At 36.4% G+C, this 22,148-nt stretch carries 23 protein-coding genes; 3 read left to right on the top strand and 20 right to left on the bottom strand.

The features are described from left to right. Positions 1–38 precede the first annotated feature (38 nt). The 9 genes from JMM81_RS03260 to JMM81_RS03220 all read right to left on the bottom strand — a co-directional run bounded on the left by JMM81_RS03260 (position 39) and on the right by JMM81_RS03220 (position 9,456). Positions 39–2,276: a penicillin-binding protein gene (locus tag JMM81_RS03260; protein ID WP_256240059.1), complete on the bottom strand. Its 2,238-nt coding sequence runs from the start codon at positions 2,274–2,276 to the stop codon at positions 39–41. Further along, positions 2,276–2,641, bottom strand: coding sequence for a cell division protein FtsL (gene ftsL, locus JMM81_RS03255; protein ID WP_256240058.1), 366 nt, complete (start codon positions 2,639–2,641; stop codon positions 2,276–2,278). Before ftsL ends, JMM81_RS03260 begins: the two co-directional genes overlap by 1 nt. Before the next feature lie 59 nt (positions 2,642–2,700). After that, entirely contained in the window at positions 2,701–3,633 is a 933-nt protein-coding gene (gene rsmH / locus JMM81_RS03250) for a 16S rRNA (cytosine(1402)-N(4))-methyltransferase RsmH (RefSeq protein ID WP_256240057.1), read from the bottom strand. Between the two features lie 47 nt (positions 3,634–3,680). Then, on the bottom strand, positions 3,681–4,112 hold the full coding sequence (gene mraZ / locus JMM81_RS03245; RefSeq protein ID WP_256240056.1) for a division/cell wall cluster transcriptional repressor MraZ: 432 nt from the start codon (positions 4,110–4,112) through the stop codon (positions 3,681–3,683). A 313-nt stretch (positions 4,113–4,425) separates the two neighbouring features. Continuing rightward, positions 4,426–6,051, bottom strand: coding sequence for a bacillithiol biosynthesis cysteine-adding enzyme BshC (gene bshC / locus JMM81_RS03240; protein WP_256240055.1), 1,626 nt, complete (start codon positions 6,049–6,051; stop codon positions 4,426–4,428). Positions 6,052–6,181: 130 nt separating this feature from the next. Beyond that, positions 6,182–6,583 (bottom strand): DUF3397 domain-containing protein, encoded by a 402-nt coding sequence (locus JMM81_RS03235; RefSeq protein ID WP_256240054.1) that lies wholly within the window; start codon positions 6,581–6,583, stop codon positions 6,182–6,184. Between the two features lie 2 nt (positions 6,584–6,585). Further along, a complete protein-coding gene (locus tag JMM81_RS03230; protein ID WP_256240310.1) occupies positions 6,586–7,485 on the bottom strand; it encodes a 2-dehydropantoate 2-reductase in 900 nt (299 codons plus the stop codon). Between the two features lie 170 nt (positions 7,486–7,655). Further along, a complete protein-coding gene (locus JMM81_RS03225; RefSeq protein WP_256240053.1) occupies positions 7,656–9,197 on the bottom strand; it encodes an acyl-CoA carboxylase subunit beta in 1,542 nt (513 codons plus the stop codon). Positions 9,198–9,243: 46 nt separating this feature from the next. Beyond that, positions 9,244–9,456, bottom strand: a complete 213-nt coding sequence (locus JMM81_RS03220) for a biotin/lipoyl-containing protein (protein ID WP_256240052.1) — start codon at positions 9,454–9,456, stop codon at positions 9,244–9,246. A 220-nt stretch (positions 9,457–9,676) separates the two neighbouring features. Between JMM81_RS03220 and JMM81_RS03215 the strand changes: the two genes are divergently transcribed. After that, positions 9,677–10,150, top strand: a complete 474-nt coding sequence (locus JMM81_RS03215) for an N-acetyltransferase (RefSeq protein WP_256240051.1) — start codon at positions 9,677–9,679, stop codon at positions 10,148–10,150. Positions 10,151–10,298: 148 nt separating this feature from the next. Here JMM81_RS03215 and JMM81_RS03210 read toward each other — a convergent pair whose 3' ends face one another. The 3 genes from JMM81_RS03210 to JMM81_RS03200 form a co-directional block, all read right to left on the bottom strand. Next, positions 10,299–10,928, bottom strand: a complete 630-nt coding sequence (locus JMM81_RS03210) for an RsfA family transcriptional regulator (RefSeq protein ID WP_256240050.1) — start codon at positions 10,926–10,928, stop codon at positions 10,299–10,301. A gap of 284 nt (positions 10,929–11,212) precedes the next feature. Then, on the bottom strand, positions 11,213–11,386 hold the full coding sequence (rpmF, locus tag JMM81_RS03205) for a 50S ribosomal protein L32 (RefSeq protein ID WP_256240049.1): 174 nt from the start codon (positions 11,384–11,386) through the stop codon (positions 11,213–11,215). A gap of 84 nt (positions 11,387–11,470) precedes the next feature. Continuing rightward, positions 11,471–11,995: a YceD family protein gene (locus JMM81_RS03200; protein ID WP_256240048.1), complete on the bottom strand. Its 525-nt coding sequence runs from the start codon at positions 11,993–11,995 to the stop codon at positions 11,471–11,473. Between the two features lie 235 nt (positions 11,996–12,230). Here JMM81_RS03200 and JMM81_RS03195 point away from each other — a divergent pair, with 235 nt between their 5' ends. Beyond that, the gene (locus JMM81_RS03195; RefSeq protein WP_256240047.1) at positions 12,231–13,448 is read left to right on the top strand and encodes a nucleotidyltransferase; all 1,218 of its coding nucleotides are present in this window, start codon (positions 12,231–12,233) and stop codon (positions 13,446–13,448) included. A gap of 29 nt (positions 13,449–13,477) precedes the next feature. Here the strand turns inward: JMM81_RS03195 and JMM81_RS03190 are convergent, their stop codons facing one another. After that, a complete protein-coding gene (locus JMM81_RS03190) occupies positions 13,478–14,506 on the bottom strand; it encodes a SepM family pheromone-processing serine protease (protein ID WP_256240046.1) in 1,029 nt (342 codons plus the stop codon). Beyond that, a complete protein-coding gene (locus JMM81_RS03185; protein WP_256240045.1) occupies positions 14,503–15,294 on the bottom strand; it encodes a patatin-like phospholipase family protein in 792 nt (263 codons plus the stop codon). The genes JMM81_RS03190 and JMM81_RS03185 overlap by 4 nt, the downstream gene beginning before the upstream one ends. 286 nt (positions 15,295–15,580) lie before the next feature. Here JMM81_RS03185 and ylbJ point away from each other — a divergent pair, with 286 nt between their 5' ends. Further along, positions 15,581–16,798: a sporulation integral membrane protein YlbJ gene (gene ylbJ / locus JMM81_RS03180; protein ID WP_256240044.1), complete on the top strand. Its 1,218-nt coding sequence runs from the start codon at positions 15,581–15,583 to the stop codon at positions 16,796–16,798. Between the two features lie 71 nt (positions 16,799–16,869). Here the strand turns inward: ylbJ and JMM81_RS03175 are convergent, their stop codons facing one another. The 6 genes from JMM81_RS03175 to JMM81_RS03150 form a co-directional block, all read right to left on the bottom strand. Further along, a complete protein-coding gene (locus JMM81_RS03175; RefSeq protein WP_256240043.1) occupies positions 16,870–17,625 on the bottom strand; it encodes a TerC family protein in 756 nt (251 codons plus the stop codon). A gap of 182 nt (positions 17,626–17,807) precedes the next feature. Continuing rightward, positions 17,808–18,389, bottom strand: coding sequence for a TerD family protein (locus JMM81_RS03170; RefSeq protein WP_256240042.1), 582 nt, complete (start codon positions 18,387–18,389; stop codon positions 17,808–17,810). Positions 18,390–18,488: 99 nt separating this feature from the next. Beyond that, positions 18,489–19,076 carry a YpjP family protein gene (locus JMM81_RS03165; RefSeq protein WP_256240041.1) on the bottom strand — a complete coding sequence of 196 codons (588 nt, stop codon included), beginning with the start codon at positions 19,074–19,076 and terminating at the stop codon, positions 18,489–18,491. 403 nt (positions 19,077–19,479) lie between these two features. Next, positions 19,480–20,253, bottom strand: a complete 774-nt coding sequence (locus JMM81_RS03160; RefSeq protein ID WP_256240040.1) for a class I SAM-dependent methyltransferase — start codon at positions 20,251–20,253, stop codon at positions 19,480–19,482. Positions 20,254–20,409: 156 nt separating this feature from the next. Next, positions 20,410–20,844, bottom strand: coding sequence for a BrxA/BrxB family bacilliredoxin (locus JMM81_RS03155; protein WP_256240039.1), 435 nt, complete (start codon positions 20,842–20,844; stop codon positions 20,410–20,412). Between the two features lie 118 nt (positions 20,845–20,962). Further along, on the bottom strand, positions 20,963–22,096 hold the full coding sequence (locus tag JMM81_RS03150) for a conserved virulence factor C family protein (protein WP_256240038.1): 1,134 nt from the start codon (positions 22,094–22,096) through the stop codon (positions 20,963–20,965). Positions 22,097–22,148 lie beyond the last annotated feature (52 nt).

The following is a 22,148-nucleotide window of genomic DNA, read 5'->3' as shown; positions in this document are numbered from 1 at the left end:
TTAATAGAACGTAGTTCGTCGGGATGAAACTTTGATTATTAATCTTGAACGATGTCTTCATCCACGTTAGTCTCAATATCAGTTTCAGTTTTGACATCTGACTCAGATTCTGTTTGTACTAAAGTCCTATTTAACTCAACAATTAAATAGTCTCCTTCTTTCATCATCGAACCTGCTGTGACATTTTGCTTGACTACAAATCCATTTCCGACTGAGTTTAATTTCATATTAGCTACTTCTGCTACTTTCATTACATCTCTTATGGACCACCCCATCATATTAGGGGCTGTTAATTCGCCATCTGTTTTAATCATCACTCTCTCGCCTGCAAGAAGTGATTCATTTTCCCGAGGAATCTGGCTAACTATTTTCGAACCATTTCCAATTACAATTGCTTCTAAACCTTTATTCGTTAACTTTTCTATAGCTTGATCCGTAGAAAGATTCATTACATCTGGGTTTATTACGGTTTCAACCGGCTTATTATTACTAGGTTCTACTTGCAAATATTGAAGACTGTTTTTCATAACAGGATTAAAAATCATGGACACAGGAGTAGAACCTTGTGCATAGTTCGTTATTTCTGGTTGCTGCACAGCTACATACATAATCAACTCCGGATCATCCTTCGGTGCCATGCCAAGAAACGAAAAGATATAGTTACTTGATCCCGATAAATATCCACCATTACCCGAAATTTGAGCAGTTCCTGTCTTGCCTGCAACTTCGTAACCTTCAATCTCATATTTTCCGCCTGTCCCCTCTTCACCGGTTATAACGGTTTCTAAATAATCTCGTACATCTGCAGCTGTTTTTTCTGAAATAGGCTCTCCTACTACTTCTGATTTCGTTTCCTGAATCGTTTTCCCTGAACCTGGATCAACTACCTTGTCTATAACATGGGACCCCATCATTTTTCCACCATTTGTAATCGCTGTAGCTGCCTGAACCTGTTGAATGGCTGTCACCGCTGTTCCCTGACCAAATGCTGTTGTAGCCTTTTCAATAGGATAAGTAAAGGCCATTTTTCCATTTGCTTCATTCGGTAGGTCAATACCTGTTAGTTCATCAAATCCAAATTCCGTTAAGTATTCCCTAAATTTATCAAACCCTATCTTCTCATTTGCTAGTTTTGCAAAAGCTACATTGGAAGATCGCTGTACTCCTTCTAAATACGTAATAGTCCCCCAACCTCTTCCCCCATTATGGTCGGAAATGGATCTCGATTTGGGATCAACCACATATTTTCCTGACTGAAACTTTTCATTTGGATTAAATGCCCCTTCTTCAACGGCAGCCGCAAGGGTAAATATCTTCATCGTTGACCCTGGTTCAAACGGTGTTTCGATGGCTTCATTGTACCATCCTCCTTCAATGCCTATCCTTGTCTCAGGATGAAAGGATGGACGCTGTCCCATCGCAAGAATTTCCCCTGTTTTAGCATCGGCAACAATAGCAATCATTTTTGCCGGATCGTACTCTTCATTCACTTTATTCATTGCATCTTCAAGCATAATTTGAATTTTTCTATCAATCGTTAAATAAACGTCTTTCCCATCACTTGCTGGAGTAATCTGTTCATTGCCATCTGGGAGCAAGTACCCCCATAAATCACTTTCAAATTTAAAAGAGCCGTTCGTACCTGTTAATAGCTCATTTAAACTTTTCTCTAATCCTAGTTTACCAACTGTTTTGGTTTGATTGTTCTCATCTGTGACTGTTTCTGTATAACCAATAACATGTGAGGCAAAAATACCATTTGGATAAAATCGTTTCATTTTTCTCGTGAAAGTAACGCCAGGTAGCTTAAGTTCTTCAATATTCTCCTTCACCTCATACGTAATATCTCGTCCTGCTACACCGAATTCTACTTGAAACCGTTCTTTCTGTTGACCATCCTGTAGGATTTTATAAATGTCTGATTCCTTCATATCAATAACTTTAGCAAGTTCACTTGCCGTTTTATCGATATCCTTCACATGCTTTGGCTTCTTCGGATCAGTTGTCATTTTTTCGTCAAGGATAGCAATTAAACTATATGAGGTTCTATCCTCAGCAATAACCTCTCCGTTCCGATCATAAATCGTTCCCCGTTTTGCTTCAATTTTCGTAGAATTTGAATAAAGCTGTTCCGCCTTTGCAGCTAAGGCATGACCTTTTACTTCCCCAGTAGTCTGAATGTAGACAAATCGAAACAATAAGACAAAAAAGAGCAAGCTGAATATTAGAAATAATATCGCTGCTCCAAAGTTAATATTTTTTTGTTTTTTTATCATTAATCTTGCACAACCTTAACATTTTGCTCATTTAGTTCTAGCCCGAGTTCCCTTGCCTTTTCCTTAATTCGATCATACTGACTTAATTCACTTATTTGTACGGTTAAGTCACTATTTAACTTTTGTTGTTCTTGAATCGTAACTTGGGTATCTTGAATCTCTTTATTGAGTTCATAAATGGAGGACTGATTGGAGATAATCTGCACCGATCCAAAACAAATAACTACGCCAAAAGCAATTCCTAATATTTTTTCACCTGGTGAAAGCCATCTCTTCTGTTTTTGTACTTTCTTTGAAACCTTTGGAGCTTGTTGCGTTTGTTGCGTTTGTTGCTCTTGACGAAGCTTTCTTGCTAAATTAGCCATTCATTTGCCCCTCCAATAAATAAAGTTTGCTTATTATATATTTTAAGAATGATCAAAGGTTATCGCTTTTCGGCAATTCGAAGTTTGGCAGACCTTGCCCGGTTATTGTGTTCTAATTCAGATTCCGTTGGTATAATCGGCTTTCTTGTTATTAACTTTAAAACCGGTTTGAATTCTTCTGGAATAACCGGTAATCCATGTGGCAAATCAGGTATCTCACTCGCCTTTTTGAATGCTACCTTACAAATTCGGTCTTCTAGCGAATGAAACGTAATCACGCTAATTCTACCACCAGTAGTTAATAAAGAAATGGCCTGTTGAAGTGATTTCTCAAATACACCCAACTCATCATTCACAGCAATACGGATTGCCTGGAAAATTCTTTTTGCTGGATGGCCACCTTTTCTTCTTGCTGGAGCAGGAATGGCTTCTTTAATAAGCTCGACTAATTGCCCTGTGGTTTCAATTGGTTTTACTGCTCGGGCTACTTCAATTTTACGGGCAACTTGTTTTGAAAATTTTTCTTCACCATACTGAAAAAAAATGCGCACAAGTGCCTCATATGACCAATGATTAATAACATCAAAGGCAGACAAACTGGCATCCTTGTCCATTCTCATATCAAGAGGGGCGTCTTCATGGTAGCTAAATCCTCTTTCAGGGTTGTCAAGTTGCGGGGATGAAACACCTAAATCATATAACACACCATCAACTTCATGGACATGTAGTTTTTCTAATTCTTCTTTCAAATAGAGAAAATTACTTTTTACAATCGTTAACCGATCACCATAGGATGCCAAACGTTCTTTCGCATGAGCTATCGCAATGTCATCCTGGTCAAAAGCATATAGTTTCCCTGCTTCTGAAAGCTTCGAAAGGATGAGTTCACTATGACCAGCCCCTCCTAGAGTACAGTCTACATATATGCCATTCGGCTTAATATTCAAGCCCTCAACAGCTTCATTCAATAATACAGTTGTGTGATTAAACATTTGTGTCCACCTTTCCAATCGAATGATCTGGAAAAAATCATTCCCAATTATATATCAAACCCGATCATATTTTCTGCAATATCAGCAAAAGAATCCGCTGATTCGCTAAAATACTCATTCCAAATATCTTTACTCCAAATTTCAATTCGATTGGAAACGCCTAATACGACACATTCTTTTTCCAACTTTGCATAATTTACCAACGGAGTTGCAATATTAATACGTCCTTGTTTATCCAGTTCACATTCTGTTGCACCAGAGAAAAAAAAACGAGTAAATGCACGGGCATCTTTTTTTGTCAGCGGAAGACCTTTAAGTTTTTCTTCAATCATCTTCCATTCACTAAGGGGGTAACCAAATAGGCATTGATCAAGGCCTCTTGTTAAAATAAACATCTCACCTAAACCATCTCGGAATTTAGCAGGTACAATCAAACGACCTTTTGTATCAACATGATGATGATATTCGCCCATGAACATACCCACTACCCCCACTTTCTAAAATTACTTTACCACATCCCTCCACTTTCCTCCACATGTTTTTAATAATTCTCTCCATACTAGGAAAATCCTTCTGTTAATTGACAGAATATTATAACTTTTTATAAAAATAAAGGATGTTTAAAATAAGATTGTTAATGTTCTAAGTGAGGTTTAATGTATGCATACATTACGTTATTCATACTGAATAAGACGCATGATCACATACATCATAGACTATTTATCAACAATCATCATGAACATAGCCAAAATTAAAAAAAGACTCTATCCATAAAGGTAGAGTCTCAAACTTTTAAATTTTTATTACTTTATGTGAGCCATCAAATGTATAAGATAAATTGGTCAATTCAGCTAGAAAAGAAATACCATAATGATTCATGTAATAGAGAGCATTTAAAATTCTTTCCTGAGGTGCTCCTAAAGGATGTAATTTGTGATTTACTCTACTAAATTTCTTCAAAACTACATCATGCTTTTCCATTAACATAGAGGACACTTTTTCTTCCATGAATTCAATTTGCTTCAATATATTAGCTTGGTTTTTTTCAAATAGCGGAGATAAACCCTTATCAATCCTAAGTTCAATCAAACGATAATTCTCAAGCAACTGTTCTTTTGTATGTTGAAATATACACTCGAACTCTGGATCTTTCACAGATAATAAATAGTCATCCTGCTGTTTTTCCGTCCCTTTTGCTAACACATCCTCAAGTGATAACCCGAGTTCTTGAAGATCTGTTTGAACTGATCGATCTAATAGTGTTATGTTTAGTCTAGGGACAATTGGTGGTAATTTTATGGAAAATCTTTCAAACGCTTGCTTTAATTCCGCCCAATAAGCGATTTCACCAGGACCGGCAATAAAAGCAAGAGTTGGAAACAACAATTCTTGCGTCATCGGACGAGTCACCACATTATTGCTTAACTTATCTGGAAATTCAGATGCAATCTGCAGTAATTCAACTCGCGAAAATTGCAGCTCTCCATTCTTGCCGATAAAGCACTGTTTTACTGAATCAAATTCAAGTAGGATCCGTTCTTTATGTTGTTCATCATAATAAAAAAGATTAGCCGCTTGATCACTAATATCAATTGAACGATGAAAACCCTCATCAGCAAGTTCGTGTTGAACTTCTTTCACACAGCTTGTAATTTGGGTAACTTGTTCAATTTGTGAAACGAAAATTTCCTTTTCTAGACTACGAAGTCCAGAGTCAGCAGAATCAATCACGAGTAAACCATCGTCTTTAAATAATGCCATAACGATATGGGCAAAAAAATCAACGAATGTATTGGATTGCGAAATAGATGTTCTCATAAACGCCAGCAATTCTTTTGTATGATTCGTCTCACCTAATGCTTCAATAATTTCTTCTACCCATTCGATACAGATTTCTTTATCTATCGTAATATCAGAAACCATTTTCTTCTCGAGTACTTTTTCTGGATAAACGACCTTTTGGACATCCCCCTCCTTTTCTAAATAGATATGATTCACTTCCTGAAAATCATGATCTTCACCGGCAATCCAAAAGACCGGAACGACCGGTATATTCAATTCAGCTTCCTTCTGCCGTGCGAGAGCAATGATGGATATAATTTTATGTATAGAATAGAGTGGTCCTGTTAAAATTCCCGCCTGTTGACCACCAATCACAACTACACTATCCTGATTTGTTAATTTTGTTAGTGAAGCTTTCACTTCTTTTGAGCTTGGAAAACGTTCCATATATTTTTCGATACACCCAGCAAGTTCTTTTCTCATAAATGTACGATTTTGTAATTCTAATAGTCTAGCTTCGTAATCCGTTGAGTCCTGATAACGATAATGAAAAAAACGTTGTATCTCAGGTGCACCAGCCAAATATCCAGTGGCAAAACGATTTGTCGCCGGTAGCGAGAGATTTAACATCTCCATTTATGACTTCCTTTCTCCTAACCATATTTCGATAAATATCATGTCTTACATCTTATTATCGATTAAAAAGGTCAAAATCCATTCTTATCATGATAAAATCAGCATCTATATTTTCATAAACAAGAATTCATTATGATGCCGCAGCCGTAATAGATAGACTGACACGTAGAATAAGACCATATACAAGTAAAATAATATAAACAAAACTAAATAGCAAAAAATTAAACCGCCAAAACCCTTTAAATATCTTTTTAAATTGGATTTCATGTTTAAGTTTCCAATGGACAAGGACAAACACGATAGCAATTATAATCATGATTAGTAGGATAACCCAAAGAAGGGACCTGTCCCAAATAGTCATAATAAAATAATGAACAGAAATAACTAATAATAGCGTAGTGACATCAATCGCAATTTGGACGGAGATTCGGTGCTTTTTCGTCACCAACTTACTAATTACAAACACGATTATATACCCTAATAGTGGAATAGTCACGAATGTTGCAATGATTGAAGAAAAAAATCCTGGCACATCTATTGCTCCTCTACCTTACACTCCTTCCCTTTGACTGCTCGATAGAAAGTTTCAATGATCGGAGTGTTTATTTCTCTTTCTGCTGCTTTTTCCAAAATATAGCCGAGTATTGCATCCACTTCTGTTGGTCGACCTTCCTCTAAGTCGCATAACATGGATGAATAGTTGTGAGCTGTTTTCTTACATACTAGAATAACATTTTCAAAGTACTGTGCTTTATTTTGTAATTGTAAACCTTGTTCAATTTCAATAAATATCATTTTAACTAATTGATAATAATATGGATTTTGTATCAATTCACCATTTTCCACTTGTAAAATAGCCGTTAATGGATTAATAACAGCATTCACGATCAACTTTTTCAAAAGCATTACTTCATAATCTTCTTCTATGATAAAAGGAAATCGTTCATGATCGATCGATTGAGCAAACTTTTGAAACTGTGAATGAGAATTTTGATAAAGAGCTATTTTTGTCAATCCATCCCCTGTATGAATGACGTGATTAAAGTTTGTTCGCATCGCTCCGTGTTCTACTGTCCCTATATATACTTCCCCTTCTATTCGGTCAAACCATTTTAAATGACCCATTCCGTTTTGCAAAAATAAAATGGCCTTATTTGACCGACTGTAGGCGTAGAGTAACTCAATTAATTCTACTAAATGATATTGCTTAACCGCTATTAACGATATATCTTCATCTCCACGCCATTCGGAATATAACTTTACATCGAGAAACCTTTGGCTTTTCTCACCATCTCGTTCTAAAAATAATCCCTCTGATTGTAGAAGTTCCATTTGTTCTTTTGAACGTACATATAAACAGACAGACTGCTGTTCACTCAAATAGTAGGCGTATAATAGACCAATTGAACCTCCACCAATAATTCCTATTTTCATCGAATACACAAATTCCCTTCTTCCCAATTTTAACAGAACTTTATACTCATTTTGTTAATCCTCTTATTTTATTATAATGTATCTTCTTGTATTGGAATAGTCCATTAGAAAACTAGACGAAACCAATGATTAAACTCCCAGTTCACAAAGTAAAAACAGGGCTTCTTGGATTATACAGGATAAATAGGATGTTTCCGTGTGCTAAAATTCATTTCTTTCGTTTCATACATAGAGAAGCGAGAAATGAGTACCTTTCTTAATTCATTTGGTGGCACAATATCATCAACAATGAGCTCTGCTGCTAACGTATAAATATCTATTGATTCTTTGTATTCTTGCTGTTTCCTCATCATAAAAGCAACTTTTTCCTCTGGATCTTTGATTTCATTCATTTTATTTGCATAAACGGCATTGACTGCCGCCTCAGGTCCCATAACAGCAATTTGAGCAGTTGGTAAGGCAAGGCAACAGTCAGGCTCAAACGCCGGTCCTGCCATTGCATACAAGCCAGCTCCATATGCTTTTCGAACAATAACAGAGATTTTCGGTACTGTTGCAGAACTCATTGCTGCAATGAGCTTTGCACCATGGCGAATAATTCCAGCTCTTTCTACTTTTGTTCCAATCATAAAACCCGGAACATCGGCTAAAAAAAGGAGCGGAATATGAAACGCATCACAAAGGGTAATAAACTTTGCTCCTTTATCTGCAGAGTCAACAAACAGGACTCCCCCTTTCACTTTTGGCTGATTCGCCACAATCCCCACCACTTTTCCGTCCATTCTTGCTAATCCTGTAATCAATTCAGAGGCAAACAACTTTTTTATTTCAAAAAAGCTGTCTTCATCAATCAATGCCTCTACACAATCATACATATTAAATGGAGCATTTTGATTAGGCGGAATTAGTTTTTCTAAATCGAATCCTTCTCTCGGGCTTACTCCTTTTATAATAGAAGGCCTTTCTTGAAAATTAGTTGGAAAATAACTTAGGTATTTTTTTACTTGGATGATGGCTTCTTCTTCATTATCCACTAACACATCCCCGCACCCACTGACCGTACAGTGCATTCGCGCACCGCCCATTTCTTCTAAAGTAACTTTTTCGCCAATTACTTTTTCTGCCATTCTTGGAGAACCTAAATACATAGAAGCATTTTGATCAACCATAAAAACAAGATCACAAAAAGCGGGAATATAAGCGCCTCCTGCTGCTGATGGACCAAATAATAAACAAATTTGTGGAACGATACCGGAAAGTTTCACCTGATTATAAAAAATTCGACCTGCTCCCCGTCTATTAGGAAACATCTCAAGTTGGTCGGTAATTCTTGCTCCTGCTGAATCAACTAAATAAAGAATTGGTACTTTCAATTTTTCTGCCGTTTCTTGAATACGAATAATCTTTTCAACCGTTCGCATCCCCCATGATCCAGCTTTAACAGTCGAATCATTAGCCATTACACAAACAGTCTGCCCGTTCACTCTCCCGGTTGCTATTACAACCCCATCAGCTGGTAGATCACTATCTGTACAATTAGCAAACATTCCATCTTCCACATATTCTCCCTGATCAAACAATAGTTCGAGTCGCTCTCGGACAAAAAGCTTATTTTGCGATTGCAACTTTTCATGGTATTTTCTATTTCCACCTGTTTCAATTAGTTCTTTCTTTTTTTGTAAACTTTCTGTTAAGGATCGTTTCGAAGACAAACTATCCCCTCCTTATTAAGCGTTCTTCTAAATGTGAGTCTTCTATCTACTCCAAGTTCATTAATACATCATTTTCATTAACAAAATCACCTATCTTCACGTTGATTCTAGCAACTTTTCCTGTTTCATTGCTTTCAATCGGAATGGCCATCTTCATAGACTCCAAAATTAATACTTCTTGACCTATGGAGATTTGTTCACCTGAATGTACATGTATGGATAGTACAGTGCCTGCCATGATCGCTTTAATTTCTTTCATCTTCATTCCTCCTACATTGAATCATTCTATCAAGTGAATATTCTAAGCCGTTAAAGCATTGTAAACGTTTTCTTTTATATTACTGACTTTTTTTAATAAATGTTATATAATCATGTTAAAAATAATTAAAATTTTTAAATTTTAAAAAAGAAATTATTACTATACGTATTCACGCTAACTAATGATCATGCAATTTAGCTTTAAAAAAGGGGGATTATAAATGCCATTGGAAATCGTAAAATTAAAAGTAAATTACAAAACACTTGAGGAATTTAAAAAATTTAAAGAATACGGAATTCAAGAACTCTCTATGAGTGAAGATCTCGAAGCTAATATTATTGAGAATGATAGCGAATCACCTTTTTATGGAATTTACTTCGGTGATAAGCTTGTTGCAAGAATGAGTATGTATCAAGTCAATGCCAAATACAATCGTTATTTTGAACCACCTTTAGATTATATCGAGATTTGGAAGTTAGAGGTACTTACTGAATATCAAGGAAAAGGCTATGGCACAGCACTTGTCGAATATGCAAAAGGATTTAATATGCCGATCAAAACAAATCCTCGTGTAAAGTCAAGAGAATTTTGGGGGAAAATGGGTTTTCAATCCGTTAACTATGAAATGGAACGTGATCTAGGTGAAAATCCGCTTGTTTGGTTTCCCGATGGTGTAAAAGAAGCACATTCATAGAAAAGTATAATTACATTCAGATCAAAACGAACTTCATTCTACTCCAAGAACATTTTTAAGAAAGATTTTCTTTAACAGTTCTGAATAGTTATACTTTCTATAAATAAATCCAAAAAACAAGCAGACAAGGCTATTGTCCGCTTGTTTTTTATTTATCCATTTTTTCCAAATTTCCGTTTTTATCCATTTGAAACCTTGCCTTTTGGGCATCTTCCTTTAAAACAACCATTTTACGGGCTCTCTCCATAATTTCTATCAATGCTTTATAATCATGCTCCATCGAATGCATTTCTTTTTCCAACCTCTTATTCTCAACAGTCATATCTTGTATTTGTTGTTCAAGTTGTTTCACTTTTTCTTCATATAACGAAAGACTCTCTTGATAGTCTGTTGAACTTTTTGCTTGATCATATAGCTTATTCAAATAGACTAACAAATCTTCAAAGGTTAATTCCTGCACAACTGATATAGAACCTTCTTCTGTTTTCATAATAGGATCGAAAGAAGATTCTAGCTCGTCAACGTTGTCAACAGTCTCTACAACACTTTTCTTTATTTCTTTTCTTTGTTTCTTTGCCAGTTCTATTCCAGATTTATATTGTTTTCTAATAGATGAATTCCAGCGAAACCCACATGCTGCAGCCGTTCTCGACAGTCTTTTTCCAACTTCTTCAAACGCTTGAAGCTGTGTCCCACCTTCACGAATATGACGCAGTACAACCTCTGCAAGAAGTAAATCCTCATCTTGTGTCCAAGCATCCTGACGTGTCATCGACATCTGAAAATCCCTCCTAGTGTTTTTATTATTCATACATATGCTTCTACTAGAAAAGATAGACTGACATCGCGTCAGTTTCGAGAATATTCACTTAAATACTAGAGACCCGTCCAAGTATTTTTATACATAGACAGCTCCAACTTCATCCCTTCCAATTGTTATATGCCTATATATTGATTAGATTTTTTTATATTTATTCCATTTGAATTCAAAATAATTTACTAATAAAAATGACAAAAGCACAAGAACAATTTGTTCTTGTGCTTTTTATCCCCAAGGGAAAATTAGTTGTTTACTATTTCTTTTCCTTTGTATGTTCCGCAAGCTTTGCATACGCGGTGAGCAAGTTTCATTTCACCACAGTTTGGGCATTCTGTCATACCTGGCACCTGTAATTTAAAATGCGTGCGACGTTTTCTTTTCGCCGTTTTTGATGTTCTTCTAAAAGGTACAGCCATTATTCCCACCTCCTTAAAGAGTATTAAGAAAGTATGAAGGCGTGTATAAACGATGCCTTCAATTGCTTCTTATAAATCCCCTGATTATGTATCAGAAGATTGATCGTTTTGATCGAAAAACTTGGCAAGTTCAGCAAGACGCGGATCGATTTTATCTGTCTTATCTTGCTCGTGAATTACTTCCCAATCCTTACCAGATTGAGGAGCACCTTCTTCACCGCTATCTTCACAGAAAACTTGCATCGGAACTTCAAGTAATAATATTTCATGAATAACCGGCATTACGTCGATCACGTCACCTTTTACTTGATGTACCTCCTCTTCGCTTTCATAATCGAAGCCATTCAGAAGGAAAGTTTCTGTTGTGTCAACATTAATTGGATACTTCACGTCAACTAATGTACGAGAACAAGGAAGAATTAGATAACCTTTTATCGTTAAATGAAAAGTCACTTTCGTTGAATCAATGTCAGCCTTACCTGTAATATGCATCGGAGAAACACTTCGGATCGTTTGATCAATCTTCATAATTTCATCAGCATTAACCACTTCATCAATTGGAAATTCCTTGCTTCGATACTTCTGTAACTGACTTAATGTCCATTTCATACAAATCACCCCAAGGCAACAAAAGTAATTATAGCTTTCAACTAATTATTTGTCAATATTTTTTCTTTACACCCAAAAGGACATTTTGTCCGCTCAATTACCTGTTTCATAAAGATACTCTTAGTATTCTATCCGATTTTAAGCAATTTGCAAACTTTAATAGTTTAAACTTTATTATCTTTTGCTAAAATAAATAAAATAATCCTGTTACAATGAATAAAGGAGTTTTTACATTATGAAAGCTGTTGGAGTGATCGTTGAATATAATCCCTTTCATCATGGTCATGCTTACCATATTAAAAAGGCAAAGGAGGCTACCGGTGCTGATATTGTCATTGCTGCAATGAGTGGTAACTTTTTACAAAGAGGTGAACCTGCCCTTGTCTCCAAATGGACGAGAACAGAAATGGCGTTAAATGGTGGAGTTGATCTTGTTTTTGAGCTCCCCTATTCATTTGCCGTACAAAAAGCAGATACATTTGCTAATGGGGCTGTTTCAATGCTCGCTGCAGCCGGTTGTGATTCGATCTGTTTTGGCAGCGAATCTGGAAACATCGAAGATTTTCATCACACCTATCACTTTCTCGAAAACCACCAGTTACAATATAATCAGGCAATACGGCAATACATCGACCAAGGTCACAGTTATCCAAAAGCATTATCACTTGCTTTTCAAAGTCTAGAACCCAGAAAAAACATCATTGACTTATCGATGCCAAATAATATTCTTGGTTTTCAGTATGTAAAAGCAGCTGAAAAACAACAGTCTTCTCTAAAAATGGTCACGATAACAAGAAAAAGCGCCCACTACCATGATGAGCATTTTACCTCAGCTACTATTGCCAGTGCAACAAGTATTCGAAAAGCCCTTTTTTCTAAGAATAATGATATTGCGACAATTCAATCATATGTAGCTGATCACACATATAAATTATTACTTCAATATAAAAAAAACTATGGCATTTTTCATGATTGGAACCTATATTGGCCTTTCATTAAACTGCGGCTTCTGCAGATAAGCTCGGATGAATTAAAAGAAATTTACGAAGTGGAGGAGGGGTTAGAAAACCGCCTGATTTCTCTTGCCATAAAATGTGAAACTTTCAATCAATTTATGAAGGAATTAAAAACAAAACGCTATACATGGACTCGTCTACAACGGACTCTGACCCATATCCTTACTCATTCAAAAAAAGAAAAGATGCAAATGAATGAAGAAAAAGTGTCCTATTTACGTCTGCTTGGGATGACAGAAGCAGGACGCATGTATTTAAACCGTTTAAAAAAAGATTGTCCTTTACCGATCATCGCAAAACGTTCTTCGTTTGACCATCAGCAACTTGCAATTGATACGAAAGCAGCACGGATTTATGCAATGGGAATACCTGCCCAGTACAGACAAAAAGCCATTGAATTAGAGTTTACCCAACAACCCATATATGTACGAAACTAATATAACAATAAAGCGACTAACTGGTCGCTTTATTGTTTCATTTCTAGATTTTCTAGATAATCGATCGCCTCATCAAACGTATTAATCGGAATAATTCTCATATCCGTACCAATATCCTTTGCCGTTTTAACAGCTTCTTGATAATTGGAATCCTTTGCATCATTTTCATTTGGAGCGAGAAAAATATCGGCACCCGCTTTATCTGCTGCAATAATTTTTTGCTCAATTCCTCCAATCTTCCCAACCACACCATCCGGTGAAATGGTTCCAGTTCCTGCAATCTCATACCCTTTCGTCAAATCTTCTGCCGTTAGTTGATTATATATTTCAAGTGAAAACATAAACCCAGCGGATGGACCACCAATTTCATCCGTTTTCACCGTAACATCCGGACTTACATTTAATTCTTTATCATCGACAAGCCCAATTCCAATGCCAACTCGATCTTTATTTTCAGGGTCGTTAAAAGCAGCAACATTTACGCTTACATCCTCAACCTCACTATTTCGCTCATATGTAAGATGAATACTTTCACCCGCTTTTTTACTACTCACATAATCAATAAACTCAGCGGAAGAAGTAAATTCAAGCTCATCTACTTTAAAAACACGGTCTGCTGGTTCTAATTTCCCATCTGCTGGCATTTCAGGAACAACATTTAACACATAGACCCCATTATACTGATAATCGATTGGAATAGCCGCTTTTTTATAGGCCACTTCAATGGCAGCAGATTTAGAGGAATCCATTAAATGCAACTGGCGGACGTTATACTCTTCATCTGTTTCATCCTCCCCTTTAATTTCATCCATCGGATAAATTTCCTGATAGTCACTAAACTTTGCTATCAGATATGAGTAGATATTCGCTCTTCCCATTCTGACAGTTGTCAGCATAAAATTTCCTTCTTCATCATATCCATCTTCCACTTCTATAATCGGCCGTAATTCCTTTGCCATCCCTGGCTTCGAAACATAGTAGGGTAGATAATAAAAAGAAATTGCCAGTAGAATAATCGCAATCCATAATAAGTACCGTATCCTTTTTTTATTTTTCATTCCTTATGAAGCTCCTTCCACTGGTCCATCGTCTGTTTTATTTGATTAATGTGTTTTCTGGCTTCCTCTTCTCCAATTGAAATCAATTCATCAATATTCGTAAAAGCTCGTGAACTGTACATTTCAACATGGGGGCGAATCATGACATCTGAAGCTATTTGGCGATTTTCCATAAGCTCCATCTGCATGATATCTAAACTTTGCATAATCACATCATAAATAGTCGTAATTTCCGCATTCGTTTTTACACGAGAAACATCAACAGCAATTACAAGATCTGCTCCCATCTTTTTCACAACTGATACAGGCACTCGATCAATCACCCCACCATCAACGAGGAGGCGTCCGTTTAGTTTTTCAGGTACAAATATCCCTGGTATCGAAATACTTGCACGGACTGCATCAGCAATTGATCCTTCCGTAAAAACAACTTTCTCGCCTGTCATCAGATCTGTAGCAACAACTGAAACTGGAATCATTAGTTCTTCTAATCTTTTCCCCTTTGTAAAAACACGAATGAGTTCCTTTACTCTTTTTCCTGAAATAAAGCCCATTTTAGGTACGGTAAAATCTAAATAATATTTTCTTTTAAAAGCTGTCGATATTTTATAGAGACGATCCATTTCTATCCCGGCTCCATAAAAACAAGCAACTAATGACCCCATACTGCTCCCCGCAATATAATCAATGGGAATTCCATTTTCAATTAATACCTTTATGACTCCAAGATGGGCGAACCCACGTGCCCCTCCTGATCCAAGTGCCAAACCAATTTTGGGACGAACCATAAAACCCCTCTTTTCACTAAAATGCGTAGGTGACTTGACCAGGGGAGACACAGCTTAAGACCTCGAGCTCCTAGCCGCCGAAGCTGGACAATTCGAAACGCACAAACGACTTGATCAAACCCTACAAGATTTTTTCACCTTAATTAATCTTATGGTCTATTTTGATGTTCTATGAGTATATTGATTTATACGAGGACAAGTCCGACACAGGTAGTTTATTCTTTGATTATTTTACCATTGTTTGAATAAGATGAACAATTCGTTCACCTTGAGGGAGGAAAAGCGAGTGTTTCGTTCTAAATTAAAAACAATCATACTAGCTTTATCTGCCACATTGATGGCGTTGTCACTTATTGCCTTTCCTCAAGAATCCGTATCTGCTTCCATTCGAGGATTGGATATGTGGCTTGAAATTGTGTTCCCTTCACTTCTACCCTTTTTTATAGTATCTGAAATGTTAATAGGATTCGGAGTTGTAAAATTTATGGGGATACTGTTAGAACCACTTATGAGGCCCTTATTTCGTGTCCCAGGTGTTGGAGGGTTTGCTTGGGCAATGGGTATGGCTTCTGGTTATCCTGCTGGTGCCAAGTTAACAGCTAGGCTTAGACAGGAGGGACAGTTAACAAAAACAGAAGCAGAACGCCTCGTCTCCTTTACCAATTCTTCTAATCCACTTTTTATTTTTGGCGCAGTTTCTGTTGGATTTTTCAACAATGCAAAGCTTGGAATTATGTTAGCTTTAGCTCATTATCTAGGTAATATTACGGTCGGTCTCATCATGCGGTTTTACGGAAAAAATGAGCCTCCAAAAAAATGGGATAAAAAACAAAATTCCCTCAAAAGTGCATTCTCTGCCCTTCATCAAACAAGAATTAATGACAATCGACCTATTGGAAAACTACTTGGCGATGCTGTGATGTCTTCTGTACAAACGTTATTAATGATCGGAGGATTTATTATTTTGTTCTCCGTTATTAACAAGCTGTTATTTCATCTTCATATTACAGCTTTTTTCGCTGAGGCCACCGAAGTTATTTTGAAATTTTTCCATTTGCCTGTTGAATTAAGCATCCCATTCATTTCAGGCTTATTTGAGATCACTTTAGGTAGTCAATTGATCAGTCACATTCAGGAAGCTACTTTAATGGAACAAGCCATCGTTACAAGTCTAATCCTCGGTTTTAGCGGTTTAAGTGTTCATGCGCAAGTTGCCAGTATTCTTGCCCAAACGGACATTAGATTTAAACCCTTTTTCGTTGCTAGAATGATGCAAGGTATTTTTGCAGCCTTTTATACTTTTATACTTTGGAAACCAATATATGAGCGTTTTTACAGTAATGAACAGCCATCCAATGCAATTCCTGTAAGCTTTTTTAGTGAAGGATCTGTACTGCATAGACTGACGACCGGATTAGCAGACATAGGTGCTTTGATTACCATTTGTATGCTGGCTCTTTATGTTATCATTTACGGAAAAAGAATCGTATTTATGAAAAAGTAAGAAAGACGAGCACACTATGAACGTCTTTCTTACTTTTTGAGAGTTATTGTATCCCATTTTAAAGAGCTAGATTATTCATAGCTGTTTTTCTTATTTCTAAAATGACTATGAATCGTTCCTCCAAATGTAATAAAAATCAGAAGGAAGAACATTTCATGACTAATATGAATATCAACCACACTTAGCAACATCTTTACAGCAATAATTAAAATCAGTATATATGCTGATGTTTCTAATTCTGGAATATGATCAATTAGTTTCAGAAAAACTCCAGCTACTCCGCGCATCATTAAAACACCTATCATACCACCCAATAAGAGAATCCACACTTGATTACTAATCCCAAATGCCGCTAGAACACTATCAACCGAAAAGGCAATATCCATTAATTCTACAGAAACAACAGTGCCCCAAAAGGTTCCAAATATACGAATAAGAATACTATTTTTGCTAATCCCCTTTGCTTCCATACCTTCGGATGGCTCCTCTTTTTTATGATCTGAGAAATACTTAATCGCTAGCCAACCTAAGTAAGCTGCACCAAGCACCTTAATCCACCATAGTTTGATCAGGAATACACCGACTCCAATCGCAATAAAACGAAAAGTATAGGCACCAAGAAGACCATAAAATAAAGCTTTACGCCTTTGTTTTTCTGGTAGATGTTTCACCATAACCGCTAATACAAGTGCATTGTCAGCTGATAATAATCCTTCTAAAACCACAAGTGAACCAATTAACCCCCAACTAACCGGATCTGTTAAAACCTGAACCCACATCTCCCAATCAAAAAACTGAGCATATGTATCAATAAAACCTTGTAACATTCTAGATACACCCCTAACAATAATGAAGAAAAGCGCAAGACTCGAGTCCCTAGGAGTCGCAACTAGCCATGCTTGTGACCTCGAGCCGGTGGCGTCTCGAGCTAGACCGCTATCTCAGTTCAGAAAAGCTATACTTTTTTATTAATGAAGAAAGACCCGCATATGCGAGTCTTTCTTGTACATTAACCTACTTGTAAACCAAAGTTTGTTGCTAGAGCACCTAATCCACCTTGGAATCCACTACCAATCGCACTAAATTTCCATTCAGCATTATGTCTGTATAACTCACCTACAACAAGTGCAGTTTCTATAGAAAAATCTTCACCTAAGTCATAACGAATTAATTCAGAATCAGAGTCCCCATTTAAAATCCGTACATAAGCGTTTGAGACTTGTCCAAAATTTTGACTTCTTGACTCGGCATCATGAATCGTAATCGTGAATGTAATACGCTGAACACTGGCAGGTACATTTTGCAAGTCAACATTAACTTGTTCGTCATCACCGTCACCGGCACCTGTACGGTTATCTCCTGTATGTACAACAGAACCATTTCCACCAGTTGTATTATTGTAAAAAATAAAATCGCTGTCAGAGTTAACTTTTCCAGTTTCCCCAAGTAAGAAAACAGATGTATCTAAGTCAAAATCATTTCCACCATCATATTTGTTCGTATCCCAACCTAGTCCTACTACCACTTTTGTTAATCCTGGATTTGTTTTTGTTAAGTCAACTTTTTGCCCTTTTGATAGACTAATGGCCAAATTCATTACCTCCATTTTTTTACTTTTTTTCAAATTATCAGAAAGGGTTAAGATACCCTATTCTATCTTTTCATATTTTTCCTTTTGTTTCAAATCATATCAACTCATCCAATTAGGAGGAGTATTTTTGTTCCAATTTATGATACCTAAATCGTAATGAGATTGAAATTGATCATGAACAGTATGATAATGGAAATTAAACGCAAATGATTCTTGGGGTGGATGATCCCTTCTTACATGAAAACGAATAACATCTTTTTTCGTTTGTTTATTCAAGATATGGAAAATTTTTTCCGATGTACCACCACTTGGAACTTCACTTACAATTAATTGACTTAAATCCTCTTCAGGGTACTGCAGCGCTACTTCGGCAATCACTTTTTCAATATTAGGTAGTATTGCTTCTTTAAATTCATTTTCAATTACGGGTTTAATTCTCGTTCCAAACTTCATAAAAGATTGTTCTTCGGCTTTTTTAACCATTTGATCGATAAACTTGTCCCGATCTAGAATTTCTTCAGAGTCAAAATACGATTCTTCTTCAATAGATGGGGTAGATTCATAAATATCTCTTTTCGCCTGTTTATCTTCATTTGGAGGATCAGCCAGAAGCGCTTGTGGAGTTACAAGTCCGAATGTTGCAACTGTAACCACAACCAAAAGCGATTTCCGAAGCCATTTTGGCATATGTACTCATCTCCTAATTACTCCAGCACCAGAGTCAGTATGGTCTGTTTCTATTATACAGCGATGAATAGAGCTCTGTCATCTTACAACTATAATTGTTCTTCTTCTGACGAACTTCATCACAAGTGAATATAGATCTCTATCATTCTTGTATGATATTACACTTATTTACTACGAATAAAATGAAATATGGTTTCATTTTATTTACTTTTGACCATAATAATTAATATAGAATAACACTTTAATCTAAAATTTTTACCTCGTATGAATCGGTAAAATGAAAAGGGGGTTTTTTAATGGATTGGATGTTAGAGATTTCATTTGTTTTATTCATTTTGTTAGGGTACTTTATATGGCTCTGCATAACTGATTAACCATTATAAATTAAATGCCAATCGGTACTTTACTTTTCTAAAATACCAAAGTGGAATCTTGCTGTTTTTCGAACTTGTACACAAAAACCAAATTGTTCAAATCTCGAACTACGGTAATGATCTTTTAGTACAACACGTTCCTTGGCTACTCGATGAGCATGATAAATCGTTTTTTCGGATAGGGACTCGTAAACAGCAAGTCCCTTAATCCCTTTAATGCCATTAGATTCAGAAATATCTTCTTCAAACATCGGATCAAAATAAACGCAATCAAAACTATTATCAGGTAATGATTGTAGAAGGTTCAATGCTAAGCTAGTTTTTAGTTCGATGCGTTTCATAGCATTTAATATGGCTGATTCTCCATCATTCCATGTCTGTAAGCCTATTTTCATCATATAGGCAAGAAAGCAATTGCCTTCACACCCCATAGTATAGCCCTGTTCTCCAACAATATAGCTTGCAGTAATACTGTCAGAACCTAGACCAAATGTACAGTCAAGAAATTTCTTTCCTGATGATAATTTTGTAGCATCGATAAATGGATCACTTTCTCCATTTTGGAGTCGTTTTATACGAAACATGGCTGAATTCGGATGAAAAAAGCATGGTTCCTTTTCACCAAAGGGATATAATTCAAGTCTCTGTTTACCGACAACAAGGCAATCGTCACCGACCTCTTGTTGAATCACATGAATAGAACGTTTTCGTCTTGGGATAAAAGCGATTTGAAGCTGTATAGCTATTCCCTTCGCTTCTTCAATCATAGCCATATTTGTTCTTCCAGCAGTTGTTATGATCATTGTATTCATCCTTTTTAATATCAACTTTTTCAATCCCCAACTAGTTTGTTACCAAACAAGCATGTTTAACTAAGTATAGCTGATCATTACCTCTCTAAAATAAAAAAAGAGCGCTACAAGAGCACCCTTTTTATTGAACCTCGTTACTATTGTTAATTAACAGTTTCCCGCAAATGCTACTTGTAAGTTTTCCATGATCACTTCTAAAGGTTGACCTTCAATATCATGACGGTGTATAAAGTGAACGACTTCTTTTCCTTTTAATAAAGCCATTGAAGGAGAAGATGGTGGAATGTCACCAAAATACTCACGCATTTTAGCTGTTGCTTCTTTATCTTGACCAGCAAAAACGGTTACTAAATGATCTGGTTTATGTTCACTGCTTGCAACAGCATGTGTTGCTGCAGGACGAGCCAAACCAGCAGCACATCCACAAACGGAGTTTACAACAACAAGTGTTGTTCCTTCTGCGCCCTCCATATACTCTTCTACATCTTCAACTGAAACCAATTCTTTAAAACCAGACTGCACTAATTCTTCACGCATCGGTTTAACCATTTGTTTCATATATTCTTCATATGCCATTGACATACATTTATTCCTCCTCAAAATCCTTTTTCCATCTTAGCATACTATAAAGTATTGTTAATAAGCAATGTTCGCGACTCATTCTAAAAGGTACGAACATTAAAATACTTCCTCTCGATTGTTACTGTTTCGTTCTCACATCGGTCATTTGCTTCCAAACTGATCCTTTTGCTTCTTCTCCTTGCTCAATTCGTTCAATCGCCAACTTAATTTGTAAACTTACTTCAAATTCCGGATCATTTTCAGCCTCTTTTAAAGCGACTAGAGCTTGCTCATTTCCTACTTCGTATAAAAACATCGCAGCTCTCCAGCGAACAAGCTTACTCTTATCCTGCAAGGCTTTCATCATTGCATTCATTGCTTCAACATACCCTAGATCTGACAGCGTATCTCCTGCTGTCCGTCTAACCGTTACACTCTTATCCTCTAGGGCCTTATACAGCAATGCTAATACTCTTTTATCTTCTATCATGCCTAAATAGACAACAGCTAATCTTCTAATGGATGCTTTCTCATCCTGTAAGGCTTTTTCGAGAACAGGTAAATCTGCTATACTTGGGTCATCCATTTGTTCTAACAACTGATAACGAATTCTCCAATCAGACTCGCCAAAATCAGAAAGACTAACTTTTAATCTATTTCGGGGTTGCTTCATTTTTTTACTTTCTGGATTTTTAACTTGCTCAACAATCATATTCAAACGTTCATTTGGGTATGCCGCAAGTAACTCCTCTACAATGATGTCTCCAACTTGCTCTAGTCCACTTTCCCCATAGCGGTTACCATAATCTTTCCATCTTCTTTCCATCACCACATTATCGCCTGGAAGCTGTACTTGTTTGACCGCTTCCACAAATTGTTCAGGTAATCCGAATCTCTTTTCTTCCTGTCCGTTCGTTAATTTCACTTGCATGGGGATTCCTTTGTATAATTGAACGAGCACCTTGATTTCACCAAAATGTTCATTTATTTTAGGGCCTTCATTTAGGTCTGCTATGCTTTCACCAAAGGCCTGCCTAATTTTTTGTAAAAGCTCCTTCCAATCAAACTTCGCATTTCGTTCCACTGCCAAAAAATCAGCAACATGGTATACGCCTTTAACGCCTTCTATTTGTAAAATATCCTGAATGATACTAGGGGCACCTTCTGCCTGACCCTTTTTATAGTTATTACTTTTTCCCATAGACAATTCCTGATCTAGATTTATTTTCATTGTATTAGGGCTTGGAGTGGGTTCAATCGACTTTATTCTCAAATTCAATCATCCTTTTTCAACATTATCATATTGTTAATTACATTAATTCTAA

The organism is Bacillus sp. V3B (genome assembly GCF_024494465.1).
Classification (GTDB): domain Bacteria; phylum Bacillota; class Bacilli; order Bacillales; family Cytobacillaceae; genus Bacillus_BD.
This window is presented reverse-complemented; position numbering and strand designations above follow the sequence as displayed.